General features: G+C 61.8%; 14 protein-coding genes. 4 read left to right on the forward strand and 10 right to left on the reverse strand.

All coding sequences use genetic code 11. The features are described from left to right. Window positions 1–15 precede the first annotated feature (15 nt). Window positions 16–759 (forward strand): uroporphyrinogen-III C-methyltransferase, encoded by a 744-nt coding sequence (cobA, locus tag HU764_RS18060; RefSeq protein ID WP_186704084.1) that lies wholly within the window; start codon window positions 16–18, stop codon window positions 757–759. A 107-nt stretch (window positions 760–866) separates the two neighbouring features. On the opposite strand, the gene HU764_RS18065 is transcribed toward cobA, so the two are convergent. The 8 genes from HU764_RS18065 to ppsA all read right to left on the reverse strand — a co-directional run bounded on the left by HU764_RS18065 (window position 867) and on the right by ppsA (window position 9,191). Further along, entirely contained in the window at window positions 867–1,904 is a 1,038-nt protein-coding gene (locus HU764_RS18065) for an OmpA family protein (RefSeq protein WP_027596670.1), read from the reverse strand. Between the two features lie 111 nt (window positions 1,905–2,015). Beyond that, window positions 2,016–2,582, reverse strand: a complete 567-nt coding sequence (gene sigX, locus HU764_RS18070; RefSeq protein ID WP_033694384.1) for an RNA polymerase sigma factor SigX — start codon at window positions 2,580–2,582, stop codon at window positions 2,016–2,018. A 113-nt stretch (window positions 2,583–2,695) separates the two neighbouring features. Continuing rightward, window positions 2,696–3,520, reverse strand: coding sequence for a mechanosensitive ion channel family protein (locus tag HU764_RS18075; protein WP_027596672.1), 825 nt, complete (start codon window positions 3,518–3,520; stop codon window positions 2,696–2,698). 2 nt (window positions 3,521–3,522) lie between these two features. Further along, on the reverse strand, window positions 3,523–3,786 hold the full coding sequence (locus tag HU764_RS18080; protein ID WP_027596673.1) for a hypothetical protein: 264 nt from the start codon (window positions 3,784–3,786) through the stop codon (window positions 3,523–3,525). A gap of 205 nt (window positions 3,787–3,991) precedes the next feature. After that, complete coding sequence (locus HU764_RS18085) at window positions 3,992–4,987, reverse strand: zinc transporter ZntB (RefSeq protein ID WP_027596674.1); 996 nt, start codon at window positions 4,985–4,987, stop codon at window positions 3,992–3,994. A gap of 27 nt (window positions 4,988–5,014) precedes the next feature. Next, window positions 5,015–5,506 (reverse strand): ribonuclease E activity regulator RraA, encoded by a 492-nt coding sequence (gene rraA, locus HU764_RS18090; RefSeq protein ID WP_027596675.1) that lies wholly within the window; start codon window positions 5,504–5,506, stop codon window positions 5,015–5,017. 214 nt (window positions 5,507–5,720) lie between these two features. Continuing rightward, the gene (locus tag HU764_RS18095) at window positions 5,721–6,713 is read right to left on the reverse strand and encodes an alpha/beta fold hydrolase (protein ID WP_420876196.1); all 993 of its coding nucleotides are present in this window, start codon (window positions 6,711–6,713) and stop codon (window positions 5,721–5,723) included. A 102-nt stretch (window positions 6,714–6,815) separates the two neighbouring features. Further along, the gene (gene ppsA, locus HU764_RS18100) at window positions 6,816–9,191 is read right to left on the reverse strand and encodes a phosphoenolpyruvate synthase (RefSeq protein ID WP_186682383.1); all 2,376 of its coding nucleotides are present in this window, start codon (window positions 9,189–9,191) and stop codon (window positions 6,816–6,818) included. A gap of 177 nt (window positions 9,192–9,368) precedes the next feature. Between ppsA and ppsR the strand changes: the two genes are divergently transcribed. Beyond that, entirely contained in the window at window positions 9,369–10,187 is an 819-nt protein-coding gene (gene ppsR, locus HU764_RS18105; RefSeq protein WP_027596678.1) for a posphoenolpyruvate synthetase regulatory kinase/phosphorylase PpsR, read from the forward strand. Window positions 10,188–10,393: 206 nt separating this feature from the next. On the opposite strand, the gene HU764_RS18110 is transcribed toward ppsR, so the two are convergent. After that, window positions 10,394–15,259 (reverse strand): NAD-glutamate dehydrogenase, encoded by a 4,866-nt coding sequence (locus HU764_RS18110; RefSeq protein WP_186704083.1) that lies wholly within the window; start codon window positions 15,257–15,259, stop codon window positions 10,394–10,396. A gap of 274 nt (window positions 15,260–15,533) precedes the next feature. Here HU764_RS18110 and HU764_RS18115 point away from each other — a divergent pair, with 274 nt between their 5' ends. Both HU764_RS18115 and HU764_RS18120 read left to right on the forward strand, forming a co-directional pair. Beyond that, window positions 15,534–15,887 (forward strand): hypothetical protein, encoded by a 354-nt coding sequence (locus tag HU764_RS18115; protein WP_186704082.1) that lies wholly within the window; start codon window positions 15,534–15,536, stop codon window positions 15,885–15,887. 97 nt (window positions 15,888–15,984) lie between these two features. Then, a complete protein-coding gene (locus HU764_RS18120; RefSeq protein ID WP_338109077.1) occupies window positions 15,985–16,833 on the forward strand; it encodes an extracellular solute-binding protein in 849 nt (282 codons plus the stop codon). Between the two features lie 19 nt (window positions 16,834–16,852). On the opposite strand, the gene HU764_RS18125 is transcribed toward HU764_RS18120, so the two are convergent. Then, complete coding sequence (locus HU764_RS18125) at window positions 16,853–17,218, reverse strand: avidin-fold protein (protein ID WP_186704081.1); 366 nt, start codon at window positions 17,216–17,218, stop codon at window positions 16,853–16,855. Window positions 17,219–17,414 lie beyond the last annotated feature (196 nt).

Raw genomic sequence — 17,414 nt, forward strand, 5'->3', positions numbered from 1 at the left:
GATGAGGAAACGTTGATGAATGCAAAAGTCTGGCTGGTCGGTGCTGGCCCTGGTGACCCCGAACTGCTGACCCTCAAGGCCGTGCGTGCACTGCAGCACGCCCAGGTGGTGATGATCGACGACCTGGTGAACCCCGCCGTGCTGGAGCATTGCCCGCAGGCACGGGTGATTGCCGTAGGCAAGCGCGGTGGCTGCCGCTCCACGCCGCAGGCCTTCATCCAGCGCCTGATGTTGCGCCATGCGCGCCAGGGGCGATGCGTGGTACGCCTCAAGGGCGGCGACCCGTGCATCTTCGGCCGGGGTGGCGAAGAAGCCGCCTGGCTGCAAGGCCATGGCATCGAGGTCGAGCTGGTCAACGGCATCACGGCAGGCTTGGCGGGGGCGACGCAATGCGGCATATCACTGACGTCTCGCGGGGTGAGCCGCGGCGTGACGCTGGTAACCGCACATACCCAGGATGACAGCGAACTGAACTGGGCGGCGCTGGCGCTGGGTGGTACGACGCTGGTGGTGTACATGGGTGTTGCGCGGCTGGAGCAAATTCGCCAAGGGCTGCTGCAAGGTGGCATGGCGCCCCATATGCCGGTGGCGATGATCGAGAATGCGTCATTGCCGCAGCAGCGTGAGTGCCGCAGTGATGTGCAGGGGATGGTTGACGATGCGCGGGCATTCGGGCTCTGCAGCCCGGCAATTCTGGTGATTGGCGAGGTGGTTGGGGTTGCTCAGGCACAGCTGATGGAATGGTCAGCCGCTGGCTAGCGGCGTGTTGCTTGTGCTGGCCTCTTCGCTGGCAAGCCAGCACCCATTAAATCGCAGGCAAAGAAAAACCCGGCCGAGGCCGGGTTTTTCATGAAGCATCGAACCAATTACTTGGCTTGGGCTTCTACTTGCGCTTCAACGCGACGGTTAACAGCGCGACCTTCTTCGGTGGCGTTGTCAGCAACCGGACGGGTCTCACCGTAGCCAACCGAGTCAACACGGCTCGATTCTACGCCGTACTGCTGGGTCAGGACTTGCTTAACAGCGTTGGCACGACGCTCGGACAGCTTCTGGTTGTAAGCGTCTGGACCTACGGAGTCAGTGTGACCTTCAACCACGGTGGTGGTTTGTGGGTACTGCTTCATGAAGTCAGCCAGGTTCTTGATGTCGCCGTAGCTGTTTGGCTTGACGACCGACTTGTCGAAGTCGAACTTGACGTCCAGCTCAACACGAACGACTTCGGCAACAGCCGGGCAGCCGTCGGCGTCAACGGTAACGTTGGCCGGGGTGTCTGGGCACTTGTCGACGTTGTCGCACACGCCGTCATTGTCGCTGTCGGAGCAGACTTCAGCTACTGGAGCCGGAGCTGGAGCAACTTTGCCACCGCTGCCACCGAAGTTCAGACCAACACCAACGGATGGGCCCCACTCGGTGTTGCCGTTGTCGATGTTGTACATGGCTTCAACGCCAGCACGGGCGAAGAACATGTCGGTGATGTACCACTTGGCGCCAGCGCCAACGTTGGCGAAGGTGGAGTGGTCGCGGCCGCTACGGGTAGCTTGGCCCAGGCTCTCGTGAGCGAAACCAGCAGAAACGTACGGACGCAGAGCATCGCCTACGGTACCGAAGTGGTAGGTAGCGTCGAGCTTGGCTTTGGAACCTTTGATGTCTTTGTTGAAGACTTCACCACGAGCGTTGTGAGTCTCGTTGTAGCCCAGGTCCAGGGAGACGTCGTCGGTCAGGAAGTAACCGAGGCGAACACCAGGATTGGTGCCGTCGTTCTTGAAGTTACGCTCGCTGTCGTAGTACTGCTTGGTAACGTTACCTTCGATTTCGACTGCGCCTTGGCCTTGAGCCAGAACGCCGAACGAAGTAGCGGCTACGAGCGAGCCAATGGCCAAGCCCAAGGTGTTTTTCAATTTCATCCGTTAAATCCCCATCTGGTGATAGTTAAGCAGTCCCACCAACAACAAGGGGGACAACTCGACGGCTAGTCTAGCAGAACTCGCCGATTCGTTAGAGATTATTGCACGCGCTTAAGTTTCATCCAGCCCGTGAAATTTCTCTCGAAGCTTGTCTAGCGCGCGCTTGTAACGCATTTTCGTCGCGCTCAGGCCCATGTGCATGATATCCGCGATTTCCTGAAATTCCAGCTCCGCGACAAATCGCAGCACCAGGATTTCCCGATCGATCGGGTTCACATGCACGAGCCATTTGTCCAGCCCGCCTTTTTCTTCGGGTTTGGGTGCCTTGTCTTCGGACGCCTCTTCAATAGGGTCCAGACTCAAGGCATCCATCAACCGACGTTTGCGTCGCTCCTTGCGGTACTGGGTAATGCACTCGTTGTAGGTGATGCTGTAGAGCCAGGTCTTGAACTTCGATTTACCTTCGAAGTTTTTCAGCCCGTATAGCACTTTCAGCATCACTTCCTGACAGACATCGTCGGCATCCCGGTCGTTCCCCAAATAACGTGCACAGACGTTGAACAGGGTCCGCTGGTAGCGCCGCATGAGCTCCTCATAGGCGCGGGTAACGTGGTACAGCTCCTCATGCGAACGCGCCACCAACTCTTCGTCGGTGAGCTCGCGGGGGTCATAACGCATGGGCGGCGAATGAACTTTATTCAAAACGGATCTGGCCGACAGTCAGGTCAATGTCGCCGCTCGACCCCGTGGGGTCGATTTCGCGGCGGCATACATTAACAGCTTTTGTGCGGTTAGCGGCTATTGACACGCTGCTCAAGCAACACGCGGTTAGACAGCGACACCAGTTCGCCATCATCGGTCAACAGCGTCGTCTTCACCGTGCCGATTTCCTCGATATGCCCTTCGACCTCTCCAATCCGCACCTGCTGGCCGACTTGGTACAGCTCGCGCACGTAGATGCCGGCCAGAATTTGCCCAGCGATTTCGCGGCTACCGAGGCCCATGGCCAAGGCAACGGCCAGACCAACGGTAATCAGCCCGATGACGATCACATGGTTCAGCAGGTCGGTCTTGACCTCGAGCTGGCTGATGGCCACCGAGATGCTGATGATGATCACCAGGCCTTGGGTGATACGCCCAATGCCAGCGGAATACTCAAGGCCAATGCCTTCGGCTGCACCGCGAACCAGGCCATTAGCCACCTGCGCCAGCAGCACGCCGGCCAGCAGCACCAGCGCCGCGCCGAACACTTTAGGCAGGTACAGGGCGAGCATGTCGAGGGTCGCCGACACCCGCTCAAGGCCCAGCGATTCAGCGGCCGAGACGAGGAAGATCAGCAACACGAACCAGTAGACGATCTTGCCGATCAGGGTCGATATCGGCACCTGGATGCCACCCCGGCTCAACATCTTGGTTAGCCCGGTACCGGCCATCAGGCGGTCCAGGCCAAGCTTGGCGAGCAATTTGGAGAGCAGCGCATCAAGCAGCTTGGCCACCACGAAACCGAGCAGCACCACCACCAGCGCGCCGAACAGGTTAGGGATGAAGTTCGCCACCTTGGTCCAAAGGGCCGTCATGGCAGTGACCAGGCTTTGGGTCCAGAGATCCAGTTCCATATTCAATCGGCCTTATCTGCTTTGCTGCCGCTGGCAGCGTTGCGGGTAGAGTTTCTACGCACGGGCGCAACATGCGCCGAGCCATTGTTGACGGCAATCAGCAGCGCCTGGCTCCAACGGCCAAGCAGGCTGAACAGATCACCCGCACCGACCTGGCGGTTGGCGGTTTTCAGCACACGACCCAAGCAGGCGGCGTCATCTCGGTCCTGGCCGGACGGTGACGCCTTGAGCAGGTCGCGCAGGGATTCTTCAAACGGATCGTGCATGGGCACCTCGCGCAGTATCAGCAAGAGACGAGATGGCACAGCGATGGGTCACACATCGCCTTGGGACGAATGTTTCAAAATGAACGAGCGTTGGATTCTTCGCGGGCAAGCCCGCTCCCACAGTGACCGCACTGCAAGATAAATCTGTGCGAAACCTGTGGGAGTGGGCTTGCCCGCGAAGAGGCCAGTACAGGTCAATAGCCATTCACACCCACCGCAAGCGTCGGAACAGCCACCACTGCCCCACCGCCAAGCCCAGCACCAGCAGGCTGGCGAACAGGAAGCCATATGGGCTGTTCGACCCCGGAATACCGCCGACGTTGATGCCGAGCAGCCCGGTGACGAAGCTCATGGGCAGGAAAATACAGGTGATGATGCCGAAGCGGTACATGGTCCGGTTCATCCGCTCGCTGCGGCGCCGGTCCTCGCTCTCAAGCACCAGCGCGGCCCGCTCGCGGGTCAGCTCGAGCTCTTCGAGGTAGCGGATCAGGCTGTTGTTCAACTCGTTCCAGTAGTCAGCATCGGCATCGGCGAACCAGCTCCACTTGCTGCGTGACAGCTGGGCGTAGATTTCACGCTGCGGCGCCAGAAAACGCCGCAGGCCAGCGGCCCGACGGCGGATCTGCTGCAGGCTGCCCTGCTCTGGAGTGTACCGTTCGTCGGATTCGACCTTTTCTTCTTCGAGATCGACCAGTTCGGACAGGTCGCTGACCAGGCCCTGGACCTTTTCGGTCAGCAGTTCTCCCATCAACAGCAACAACTCGGAAGCCGACTTCGGCCCCCTGCCCTCGCTGAGCAACTGCAGAATCTCGTCGCTGGCCCGCAGCGGCCGCAGGCGCAGCGAGATGACCCGCTGCGCCTCGGCGAAAATGCGTACCGAAACCATGTCTTCAGGTTCGGCGCCCGGATTGAGGTTGACCCCGCGCAAAAACAGCAACAACTGTTCATCCACCAGCGGCAGCAAGCGCGGCCGGGTGTTTTCTTCCAGCAGCAAATCGCAGGCAAACTCGCTCAGGCCGCTGTCGCGCAGCAGCCAGGTACGGGTTTGCGGGTGGCTGCGGTCCCAGTGCAGCCAGAGGCTTTCCTGGGGGTGCAGTTGCAGGTCGTCCAGTTCGGTACGGGCAATCGAGCGCGCGCCGCCTTTGCCATCGAGCACCAGGGCATGCACCAGCCCCCACTGCGCGTTGTCTTCCTCGAACATCAAAGCTCCATCAGCGCGTGCGGCGCATCACTCCGGCATTTTCAGCGGGCTTGGCGAAACCAGCACGCCATTGTTGTCGGCATATACGTATTCACCCGAGCGGAAGGTCACGCCGGCGAAGGTCACCGGCACGTCGAGCTCGCCGATGCCGCGCTTGTTGCTCTTTTTCGGGTGGCTGGCCAGGGCCTGCACGCCGACGTCGGTCTGGATCAGGATGTCCACGTCGCGTACGCAGCCGTAGATCACCAGGCCTTCCCAGCCATTTTTGGCAGCTTTCTCGGCCAGCATGTCGCCCAGCAGCGCACAGCGCAGCGAACCGCCGCCGTCGACCACCAGCACCTTGCCCTTGCCGTCGAGTTCGACCTGCTCCTTGACCAGCGAGTTGTCTTCGAAGCATTTGAGGGTGACGATTTGGCCGCCGAACGAATCGCGGCCGCCGAAGTTGCTGAACATGGGTTCGAGCACCTGGACCAGGTCTGGGTAGGCGTCGCAGAGGTCGGGCGTTACGTAATGCTGCATGGGAAGCTCCTGTCAGTCACAACGAAAGCGGGTGTGGGCCAAGGCTACACCGGAGAGGCTGTCGCAGTCATCCAGGACTGAGTGGTCAGCTTGTGCCTGTACCGGCCCTTTCGCGGGCAAGCCCGCGCCTACAGGAATACCACTGGCCTAGGAGCTGCAGTGATCCTGTGGGAGCGGGCTTGCCCGCGAAAGGGCCAGTAAAGGCCGCACAGAATCAGCTGGCCAACACAGGCTCCGCCATCACAATCGATGCATGCACGGGCACCAAGGGGTCCCTCAACCAGCGCTCCACCAACGGCCAGACCTGAGCCTGGGCCGCCTTGCTGACCAGCATGTCGACATGCCCGAACGCCTCGAAACCTTCCTCGCGCCCCAGCCGCAGAAACTGCTTGCGCGACCCGCCCAACTGCTCGAACAGCTTGCGGCAAGCCCATACAGGGTCCTGGAAGTCGCCCGCGCCGGCCACGGCCAGCACCGGCACATCGACCCGTGCAAGCCCGGCCCACCAGTCATTGTCCTTGTCGCCAAAGCGCCCGAACAGGCCATGCCAGCGCATGCTTTCAAGGGCCAGGCCGATCGGCTCGTCCTCGGGGCCACGCTTTAAGCGCTGCCCCGGAATCTGCCGCCAGCGCTTGAGCAAAAACTTCGCCCCCCACACCACCGGCGGCACTTTCAAGGGCCAGTACACGCGGCTGACCTGGGTGCCGAAGAACGCCGCGCTGGCAACTTGCTCAGGCGGCAAATACCCGCCACCCAGTGCGGCGGCCAGGGTGGTACCGCCCAGGGAATGGCCAACCCAGTGCGGCGCCTGGCCGGCCTGCTCCTGAACGAATGCAGCAACCAAGGGCAAGTCATCGCGGGCATAGTCGGCGACACGGTTGTGCTGCCACTGGCGATTGCGCGGCGACAGGCCATGGCCACGCATTTCTGGGATCCACACATCAAAACCTGCGCGGGCGAGAAACGCGCCCAGGCCGATGCCTTTGGGCGAATACCAGAAACGGCGGTTGGAGAAACTGCCGTGCAAGAGAATGACCGGTACGCCCTGGGCGCCTGGCTGGTCGGCCAACCCAAGGCGGGTCACGGCCAGCTCGACGCTCGGGTCGGGGCTGTTGCCTGCCTTGATCCGGTACACGTCCTCGCTCAAGTCGCCTCGGCGCTCTGCGCTGAGCAAGGCCACGGGAAATAAAGTGCTACTGCTATGCATAAGGTTGCTTGGTGCACAAAAAAGGGCGGGAACCATTACTGGAACTCGCCCTGGATAAAACCAGGCGGGAGCGCGCCAGACGCGCCCCCGCAATTCACTGCATCAGGCTGCGCCCTGGCCCTCAGCCAGGAAGAACCAGGTCTCGAGCACCGAGTCCGGGTTCAGCGACACGCTTTCGATGCCCTGCTCCATCAGCCATTTGGCCAGGTCTGGGTGGTCCGATGGGCCCTGGCCGCAGATGCCGATGTACTTGCCGGCCTTGTTGCACGCCTGGATGGCGTTGGCCAGCAGCTTCTTGACGGCAGGGTTACGCTCGTCGAACAGGTGCGCAATGATCCCCGAGTCACGGTCCAGGCCCAGGGTCAGCTGGGTCAGGTCGTTGGAGCCGATCGAGAAGCCGTCGAAGAATTCCAGGAACTCTTCGGCCAGAATCGCGTTGGACGGCAGCTCGCACATCATGATCACGCGCAGGCCATTGTCGCCACGGGCCAGGCCGTTTTCGGCCAACAGGTCGATGACCTGGCTGGCTTCGCCCAAGGTGCGCACGAACGGCACCATGATTTCGACGTTGGTCAGGCCCATTTCGTTGCGCACGCGCTTCAGCGCACGGCATTCGAGCTCGAAGCAGTCACGGAACGATTCGCTGATGTAACGCGAAGCGCCACGGAAGCCCAGCATCGGGTTTTCTTCTTCCGGCTCGTACAGCTTGCCGCCGATCAGGTTGGCGTATTCGTTGGACTTGAAGTCCGACAGGCGCACGATGACCTTTTTCGGGTAGAAGGCTGCCGCCAGGGTGCTGATGCCTTCGACCAGCTTCTCGACATAGAAGCCGACCGGGTCGTCGTAACCGGCGATGCGCTTGTCGACGCTGTCCTTGAGCTCTGCCGGCAGGCCGGCATAGTTCAGCAGCGCCTTGGGGTGCACGCCGATCATGCGGTTGATGATGAACTCCAGGCGCGCCAGGCCGACACCGGCGTTGGGCAGCTGGGCGAAGTCGAAGGCACGGTCTGGGTTGCCGACGTTCATCATGATCTTGAACGGCAGGTCCGGCATGGCGTCGACCGAGTTCTGCTTGATGTCGAAGCCCAGCTCGCCTTCGAAGATAAAGCCGGTATCGCCTTCGGCGCAGGAGACAGTCACGCCCTGGCCGTCCTTGAGCAGCTGGGTGGCGTTGCCGCAACCGACAACGGCCGGAATACCCAGCTCACGGGCAATGATCGCCGCGTGGCAGGTACGCCCGCCACGGTTGGTGACGATAGCGCTGGCGCGCTTCATGACCGGTTCCCAGTCCGGGTCGGTCATGTCGGAGACCAGCACGTCGCCCGGCTGGACCTTGTCCATTTCCGACACGTCGTTGATCACGCGGACCTTGCCGGCGCCGATGCGCTGGCCGATGGCGCGGCCTTCGACCAGTACGGTGCCTTTCTCTTTGAGCAGGTAGCGTTCCATGACATTGGCGCTGGAACGGCTTTTTACGGTTTCAGGGCGGGCCTGAACGATGTACAGCTTGCCGTCGTCACCGTCTTTGGCCCACTCGATGTCCATCGGGCGCTGATAGTGCTGCTCGATGATCATGGCCTGCTTGGCCAGTTCGTTGACTTCGGCGTCGCTCAGGCAGAAGCGGGCGCGTTCGGCGCGGTCGACTTCGACGGTCTTGACCGAACGACCGGCCTTGGCCTCGTCGCCGTAGATCATCTTGATCGCCTTGCTGCCCAGGTTGCGGCGCAGAATGGCCGGGCGGCCGGCCTGCAAGGTTTGCTTGTGCACGTAGAATTCATCAGGGTTGACCGCACCCTGCACGACGGTTTCACCCAGGCCATAGGCGCCGGTGATGAACACCACATCGCGGAAGCCCGACTCGGTGTCGAGGGTGAACATCACGCCGGCGGTGCCGGTCTCGGAGCGGACCATGCGCTGCACGCCAGCGGACAGGGCCACCAGCTTGTGGTCGAAGCCCTGGTGCACGCGGTAGGCAATGGCGCGGTCGTTGAACAGCGAGGCGAACACTTCCTTGGCCGCGCGGATCACGTTGTCGACGCCGCGGATGTTGAGGAAGGTTTCTTGCTGACCGGCAAACGAGGCGTCCGGCAGGTCTTCGGCGGTGGCCGAAGAGCGCACGGCAACGGCCATGTTGTCGTTGCCAGCGGCCATTTCGGCGAAGGCCGTACGGATTTCCGCATCCAGACGCGCCGGGAATTCAGCTTCCATGACCCACTGGCGAATCTGCGCGCCGGTTTTGGTCAGGGCGTTGATGTCATCCACGTCCAGCGCATCGAGTGCGGCATGGATCCGGTCGTTGAGACCACTCTGTTCGAGAAAATCGCGGTACGCCTGCGCCGTAGTGGCAAAGCCGCCCGGCACCGATACACCAGCACCCGCAAGGTTGCTGATCATCTCGCCCAGGGATGCGTTCTTGCCCCCCACATGCTCCACATCATGGACGCCGAGCTTATCGAGGGAAACTACGTACTCTACCAAGGTGATCTCTCCACTAACTGTGTTGGAAAAGCTCAAAGGCGCCCGCCTGTCTGCTTTGACTTGGCCGGGCGTTTGTGGCCTGTACCTGGAAAATAAGTGAGAATGCCGACAGCCGCATTCGGCAAACCGAACTTATCATATCCAAGAAACGTCATCAGCTTAAGGCCCAGGGTGCAAATGAAAAGAACCGCGTTCTTCATCTCCGACGGCACCGGCATCACCGCCGAGACCCTGGGGCAAAGCTTGCTCGCTCAATTCGAAAGCATTCCGTTCAACAAATTCACCCGCCCGTACATTGATACGCCAGACAAAGCGCGCACCATGGTGCAGCAAATCAACGCTGCCGCCGAGCGCGATGGTGTGCGCCCGATCATCTTCGACACCATCGTCAATCAGGACATCCGCGAGATCCTGGCGACCTCGAATGGCTTCATGATCGACATCTTTTCGTCGTTTTTATCCCCGCTCGAGCAAGAATTGACCGCCCATTCGTCGTATTCCGTCGGCAAATCCCACTCGATTGGCGGCAACTCCAACTACATGGAGCGTATCGAGGCGGTCAACTTCGCCCTGGACAACGATGATGGCGCGCGCACGCACTACTACGACAAGGCCGACCTGATTCTGGTCGGCGTCTCGCGCTGCGGCAAGACGCCAACCTGCCTGTACATGGCCATGCAATTCGGTATTCGTGCGGCCAACTACCCGCTGACCGAAGATGACATGGAGCGCCTGCAACTGCCGGCGGTGCTGAAAAAGCACCACAGCAAGCTGTTTGGCCTGACCATCGACCCGGACCGCCTGACGGCCATCCGCCACGAGCGCAAGCCCAACAGCCGCTATTCCAGCTTTGCCCAGTGCGAGTTCGAGGTGCGCGAGGTAGAGAGCCTGTTCCGGCGGGAGAACATTCCCAATATCAATTCCACGCATTTTTCGGTGGAAGAGATTTCGGCGAAGATTCTGGTGGAGAAAGGCGTGGAGCGCAGGTTCAAGTAAGCCTGTAGGAGCGGCCTTGTGTCGCGAAGGGGTGCGAAGCGCCCCCACGATTTGCGCATCAGGCTGATATCGCCGGGGGGCCGCTATGCGGCCCTTTCGCGACACAAGGCCGCTCCTACAGGGACCGCGATCACCTGCTAGGTGGGACAATTACAAGTAGAAAGCCCCGGCATCACTGCCGGGGCTTTTTCATTTCAGACCACCGATCAGGACGGCACCACCACCGCCTGCCCGCTCATGGCCAGGTCGACCAGCTCGCGGTTGGCCACCGCGTACATCGCATAGTCAGTCCCGGTGGCATTGCGCAGGTCGTCCAGCATCGCGCGCCAGCGCTCGACCATCACCCGGTGTTGCTCGGCCCACAGCGCCACGCGGGCATCCATGTCCTGCGGTGCATCGACCATCTGCAGCACAGAAATGGTGATCGCCCGCTGCTGCAGGTCGATATCGTCGCGGAACGCCTCGCGGGCCAGGGCCTGCCAGTTGTTTTCCACCGGCAGGTTGCTGATCTCCTGCAGGTACCAGGTCAGGTCCAGCGAGCTGCCCACGGCGAAGAACGCCTTGGCCACCTGCGCCGGGTCATGGCCGGTCACATCCGCCGCCTCGATGATCGGCAACAAGGTGTACAGGTGGCTGGTACCGGCCACCATGCGCGCCAGCAGCTCTGGCACACCGGCGTCGACAAAGCCCTGGTAGCGCACCATCCAGCGCTCGCGGGTCGGGCCTTCCAGCAGTTCGTCGAGCTTGAGCCCCAGTTGCGCGATTTTCGGCCCGAAATGCGCGGTATCACGCCCGGCATCCTGCTCGTTGCGGCGGCTGCGCAGGAACCAGCGCGTGGCACGGCGGCCCAGGCGCATCAACTCGTCCATCAGGGTCAGCTGGATTTCGGCCGGCACCTGATAGTCCAGCGCTTCGATCTGACGGAACCAGTGCGGCAGGTGGAAGATGTCGCGCACGATCACATAGGCGCCCGCCACGTTGGCCGGGCTCATGCCGGTCGATTCCTTCAGGCGCTGGACGAAGGTGATGCCCATGTTGTTGACCAGGTCGTTGGCGATCTGGGTGCTGACGATCTCGCGTTTCAGGCGATGACGGCGCATGGACTCGGCAAACTTGCTGACCAGTGACGGCGGGAACGCGGTCTCCATGTCGCGGGTCAGGTAATCGTCGTCCGGCACCAGCGACTTCAGCAGTTGCTCCTTGAGGTCGATCTTGCTGTACGAGATCAGCACCGACAGCTCGGCACGGGTCAGGCCCTGGCCAGCCGCCAGGCGCTCGGCCAGTTGCTCTTCGGACGGCAGGAACTCGATGGCTCGGTCGAGCTTGCCACGCCCTTCCAGGTCCGCCATCAAGCGCTTGTATTCGGCAATCCGCTCGCGAGCGCGGCGCGCCGCCAGGGACAACGCCTGGGTCTGCTTGTAGTTGTTGCCCAGCACCAGCGCGCCGACTTCTTCGGTCATGCTGCCGAGCAACTGGTTGCGCTGCTTCTCGGTCATGTCGCCACCCTGCACCACTTCATTGAGCAGGATCTTGATATTGACCTCGTGGTCCGAGCAGTCCACGCCGCCGGCGTTGTCGATGAAGTCGGTGTTGGTCGCGCCGCCATTGAGGCCGAACTCGACCCGGCCAAGCTGGGTCATGCCCAGGTTGCCGCCCTCGCCCACCACCTTGCAGCGCAGCTCGTTGCCGTTGACGCGCAGGGCGTCGTTGGCCTTGTCGCCGACATCGGCGTGGCTCTCGCTGCTGGCCTTGACATAAGTGCCGATGCCGCCGTTCCACAGCAGGTCGACTGGCGCCTTGAGCAGGGCATTGAGCAGCTCGGTCGGGGTCAGGCGGTCGGCTTCGATGGCAAAGCGTTCTTTCATCTGCGGGCTGATGGCAATGCTCTTGGCACTGCGCGGGAAGATCCCCCCGCCTTCGGACATGATGCTGGTGTCGTAGTCGCTCCAGGCCGAACGTGGCAGGTCGAACAGGCGCTTGCGCTCGGCGAAGCTGTTGGCCGGCTCCGGGTTCGGGTCGATGAAGATGTGCAGGTGGTTGAACGCCGCCACCAGCTTGAGTTTGTCGGACATCAGCAAGCCATTGCCGAACACGTCGCCGGCCATGTCGCCGACCCCGATCACGGTAATCGGGTCTTCCTGCACGTTGATGCCGCGCTCGCGGAAATGGCGCTGCACGCCCACCCAGGCGCCACGGGCGGTGATGCCCATCTTCTTGTGGTCATAACCGGCCGAGCCGCCCGAGGCAAAGGCGTCGCCCAGCCAGAAGCCGTAATCGATGGCGATGCCGTTGGCGATGTCCGAGAACGTCGCGGTGCCCTTGTCGGCGGCCACCACCAGGTACGGATCGTCTTCATCGTGCCGCACCACGTTGGCCGGCGGCACCACGCCCCCGTCCTTGAGGTTGTCGGTGATGTCGAGCAGGCCAGAAATGAAGATGCGGTAGCAGGCAATGCCTTCGGCAGCGATCTCGTCACGGCTGCCGCCCAGGGGCAGGCGGCGCGGCAGGAAGCCGCCTTTGGCGCCGACTGGCACGATGACCGAGTTCTTCACCTGCTGGGCCTTGACCAGGCCGAGCACCTCGGTGCGGAAGTCTTCCTCACGGTCCGACCAGCGCAGGCCGCCACGGGCGACGTTGCCAAAGCGCAGGTGCACGCCTTCGACCCGAGGCGAATAAACGAAGATCTCGAACTTGGGTACCGGCTTTGGCAGCTCGGGGATCAGCTTGGGGTTGAACTTGAAGCTGAAGTACGACTTGTTGTGGCCGTTGGCATCGGGCTGGTAGAAGTTGGTGCGCAGGGTGGCCTTGATCAGGTCCAGGTAGCGACGCAGGATGCGGTCTTCATTGAGCACCTGAACATCGTCCAGCGCCGTCAAGATCGCCTGTTCCAGACGCTGCTGCTTGTCGTCCAGGTCGTCTTGGGTCAGTTTGCGCGCCAGGTAGAAGCGGGTCTTGAACAACCGGGTCAGTTCGCGGGCGATACCGGTGTGGTTGTTCAAGGTGCTGGCGATGTAGCCCAGGTCGAAGCCCAGGCGGATCTGCTTGAGGTAACGGGCATACGCACGCAGCAGCGCCACATCGCGCCACGGCAAGCCGGCGGTCAGCACCAGGCGGTTGAAGGCGTCGTTCTCGGCATCGCCGCGGACGATGTGGATGAAGGCGTCCTGTAGGGTGTCGTTGAGCTGCTGGATATCCAGGCTCAGGCCTTCGCTGTAGGTGAAGGCGAAGTCATGGATCCAGTACTCACGGCCATTGGCGTGGCGCAGGCGATACGGGAACTCGCCAAGCACGCGCAAACCGAGGTTTTCCAGAATCGGCAAGACATCGGACAGCGCCAGCGGGGTGTCGGCGTGGTACAGCTTGCAATGCAGGGTACGCTCGCCGACCTGGGTCAGCGGCTGGTAGAAGCTCATGGCCAGCGGCTTGCTTTCAGACAACCCCAGCACATGCTGCAGGTCGACCACGGCCGAGTGCGCCGCGAAGCGCTCGCGGTAGCCCGCCGGGAAGCCTTTGGGGAAGTCGGCCAGGATGTTGGTGCCTTGGGCTTCGCCGAAGTTCTCTACCACCAGGGTCGAGTAATCGTCCTGCCACGAGCGGCAAGCCTGGATCACTTCGTTTTCCAGCTGCTGCGGGTCGATGTCGATGCGGTTCTTCGGGTCGACCCGCAAAATCAGCTGCACGCGCGCCAGCACCGATTCGGAGAAGAAGGTCCAGAACTCGCAGTCGCTGGCTTTGAGGCGCTCCATCAGCACCTGCTGGATCTTCTGCCGCACTTCGGTGGAATAGACCTCGCGCGGCACATAGGCCAGGCAGTAGCAGAAGCGGCCATAAGGGTCTTTGCGCAAGAACACGCGAATCTTGTTGCGTTCCTGGATCTGCACGATGGCCATGACCGTGCTGAACAGCTCGTCGATCGGGGTCTGGAACAGGTCGTCGCGCGGCAGCACTTCGAGCACCTGGGCCAGTTCCTTGCCCAAGTGAGCCTTGGGGTCGAAGCCCGAACGGCGCTCGACTTCGGCCACCTTGACCCGAATGTACGGGATGGCGTGCACGCTCTCGCCATACACCGAGGAGGTGTACAAGCCCATGAAGCGGTGTTCCTTGACCACCTTGCCATCCGCGTCCAGCTGGCGGATCGACACGTAGTCCGGGTAGGCCGGGCGGTGCACGCGGCTGGGCAGCGCGGCCTTGGCGAAGGACAGCAGCAGCGGCTCGTTGAGGTAGGCCACGGCGTAGTCTTCGATACGCAGTTCTTCAGGCGTCAGCCCCACGCGCAGGCGCCGTGGCAGGCCGAGGAACGACTGTTCGTCGTAGACCATCTGGCCGCCATCGCTGCCGCCCTGGACGGTGAATTCTTCGTAGCCGAGGAAGGTGAAATGGTTGTCCAGCAGCCACTCGAGAAACGCCTTCACCTCGCCTTTGTCATGCTGCGCCGGGCCGAACGCGGTCTGTTCCACCCGCGCCACGACTTCGCGCAGCTTGGCCTTCATCGGTTCGAAATCGGCGACCGCCACCCGCACTTCGGCCAGCACTTGTTCGATTTCACGGGCCAGCACCGTCAGTTCAGCGGCGTTGGCGCAGCGGTCGATCTCCAGGTACATCAGCGACTCATGGCGCACGCCTTCGCCGTGGGTACCCTTGGGCAGCAGCTCCAGCAGCTCGCCTTTGGCACCGCGGCGTACGCTCAGTACCGTGGTTTGCAGGGTGTGGATGCTGTAGCCCCGGCGGTTGAGCTCGGTGCGCACCGAGTCGACCAGGAAGGGTAAATCGTGGTGCAGCACCTCGACCACGGTGTGGGTCGACTGCCAGCCGTTGCGTTCGTAATCAGGGTTGTACACCCGCACTTGAGGTTGTTCGGCGTCGAAGCGCTCGATGATGCGCCAGGCAGAAAGGGTACAGCCAGCCAGGTCGGAAAGCCTGCGCTGGGTGAGTTCGTCCATAGAGATGATGCCGAAGAACTGTTCGGCGAACAGCGCCACTTGTGGCAGTGCCTGTTCGCTGATGTGCTGCGCCAGAGCCGCTTGCAGTTGATGCTGGAAGTCGGCCTTGCTGGCTGCGGTGAAAAACGCCATCTGTGGTACTCCGCTTGGGCTTTGTAATAATTGAAGCGTCGCTCGCGTGCGCCGTGTACGGATCAACAATAGCCAACCCGTGGCATGGCGGACGGTTATAACCAGGCGTTGGACGTGCACAGCACGCCCAGGGCTCGCCGAAGCTTAACGACTGAGTAGTCACCAACGCTTGCAGCGCTGCGACAATTTCGGTCAAGGGGGGGTAACTTTACGTTTATGGATACGTGCAAGACTGTCAGAATTCCCTTCCGTTTCCTTTGACCCGAGCCTGTCCATGCAAATCAAGACCGCCCTGCTCTTCGCCACCCCTTGCGATGACGAGGAAGACAACATGGCGACCCTCTGCTGCCACAGCGACAAGGGTCAGATGTTCCTGCTTACCCGTTACCCGGATGAAGACACGGTCGACTTGACCCTGGATGACGAGCCGTCGACGCTGGACGGGCTGAAAGTGACCCTGAGCGCCCAGCGCCTGCTGATCGAAGTGGCCTCCGGGGACCGCGATGCGCTGAGGGGGGATGAAGCGCTGGAGATCATCCTGACCAGCGAACTGAGCGACCTGGACGAGGTGAAGGATACGCTGCAGAACATTCTTGAGGGGACGGGGACGTTTGTCTGCGAGGTTTGAGGGCGCAGCCCGATGGGAGCAACTGTTTAGCTCGGGTTTGTAAAGACGGCGTGCCCCCTGTGGGAGCGGGCTTGTCCCGCGAACACGGACGAAGCCCGTGCCACCCACCGCGGCGGCCGCTTCGCGGGGCGAGGAACTCGATCGCAGCGAGCTGCCCAACTGGCACAACCTCGACCCCAAGCTGATGCAGTTGCTGGAAACCAGCGACCCCGGCAACCGCCATGCCATCCCCTACATGTGGGTGACCACGGGTATCGGCTACAACGTCGACAAGATCAAGGCCATCTTCGGCACTGCCGATGTCACTCAGTCCTGGCAAATGCTGTTCAACCCGGACAACATCCGCAAGCTGAGCGCCTGTGGCGTGGCGTTTCTCGACAACCCGACGCAGGTGTTGCCGATCACCCTCAAGGTGCTGGGGCTCGACCCACACAGCCAGCGCCCTGAAGACCTGAAAAAAGCCGAGGCGGCGCTGATGGCTATCCGCCCTTCCATCAGCTACTTCCACCCATCCAAGTACGTCAGCGACTTGGCCAACGGCAACATCTGCGTTGCGATCGGTTTCAGCGGCGATGTGCTGCAAGCGATGAACAGCGCGCAACAGGCGAACAACGGCGTGCACCTGGGCTACAGCATTCCCCGTGAAGGCTCGACGGTGGCGGTGGACATGGTGGTGATTCCCAAAGCTGCGCCGCACCTGGACGCGGCCTATGCCTACCTGAACTACCTGCTCGACCCCCAGGTCATGGCGCATATCAGCAACGCGGTGAAGTACCCGAATGGCAATGCGGCGTCATTACCCTATGTAGACGCGGCGCTGCGTGACAACCCGGCGGTGTACCCACCCCAGGCCGTGCTGGATACGCTATTCCCCATCCAGACCCTGTCACCGGCAGGCATGCGCTTGAGCACCCGGCTGTGGACCCGGGTGATCAGCGGCAAGTGAGCGCTGCGGGGGGCTGCTGCTACTCGACGAGCTCGACGTAGCGGGATTCGCCACCCCCCGTCGCCCCCGACAACCAGCCCCAAACGAAGTGCAGCGTGGTGCGACCGGCTTGATCGAGCCCCACCGTACCGCGCGACCAGCCGGCCAGCATTTCACCTTCGGTGGTCAAACACTGAAAAAGAAGCTCGATCGTGTCGAGGCCTGTAACACGGCCTACCTGATTGCCAATCCGGATCCTGCCGCCCTGATAGTGGCTGGTTATGGCGTTTCCATCGACAACGTAATGAAAGACCGTGCCAGCACCGGAGAGCCCTTGTGCATTGTTCGCTACCGCGAATCGGCGATTGTGCAGGCGCTCGGCGACGGGTGAAAAAGCAGTGTCCATCAGTGTCGTGTCCTTCCAGTGAGAGTCCATTTTGGCCTACGCGCACCTTAAACCAGAACGTGCCTTATCGGGCATCTGCGCGACTGTTCCTCTGGGCTGGGCTGTCACACAGAGAACAAACATCGCAAGCGAGCCCACAATCCTGTGGGAGCCGGCTTGCCGGCGATGCAGGCACCGCGGTGTAGGGCACCGGCTT

It is taken from the genome of Pseudomonas kermanshahensis, assembly GCF_014269205.2.
Lineage (GTDB): Bacteria > Pseudomonadota > Gammaproteobacteria > Pseudomonadales > Pseudomonadaceae > Aquipseudomonas > Aquipseudomonas kermanshahensis.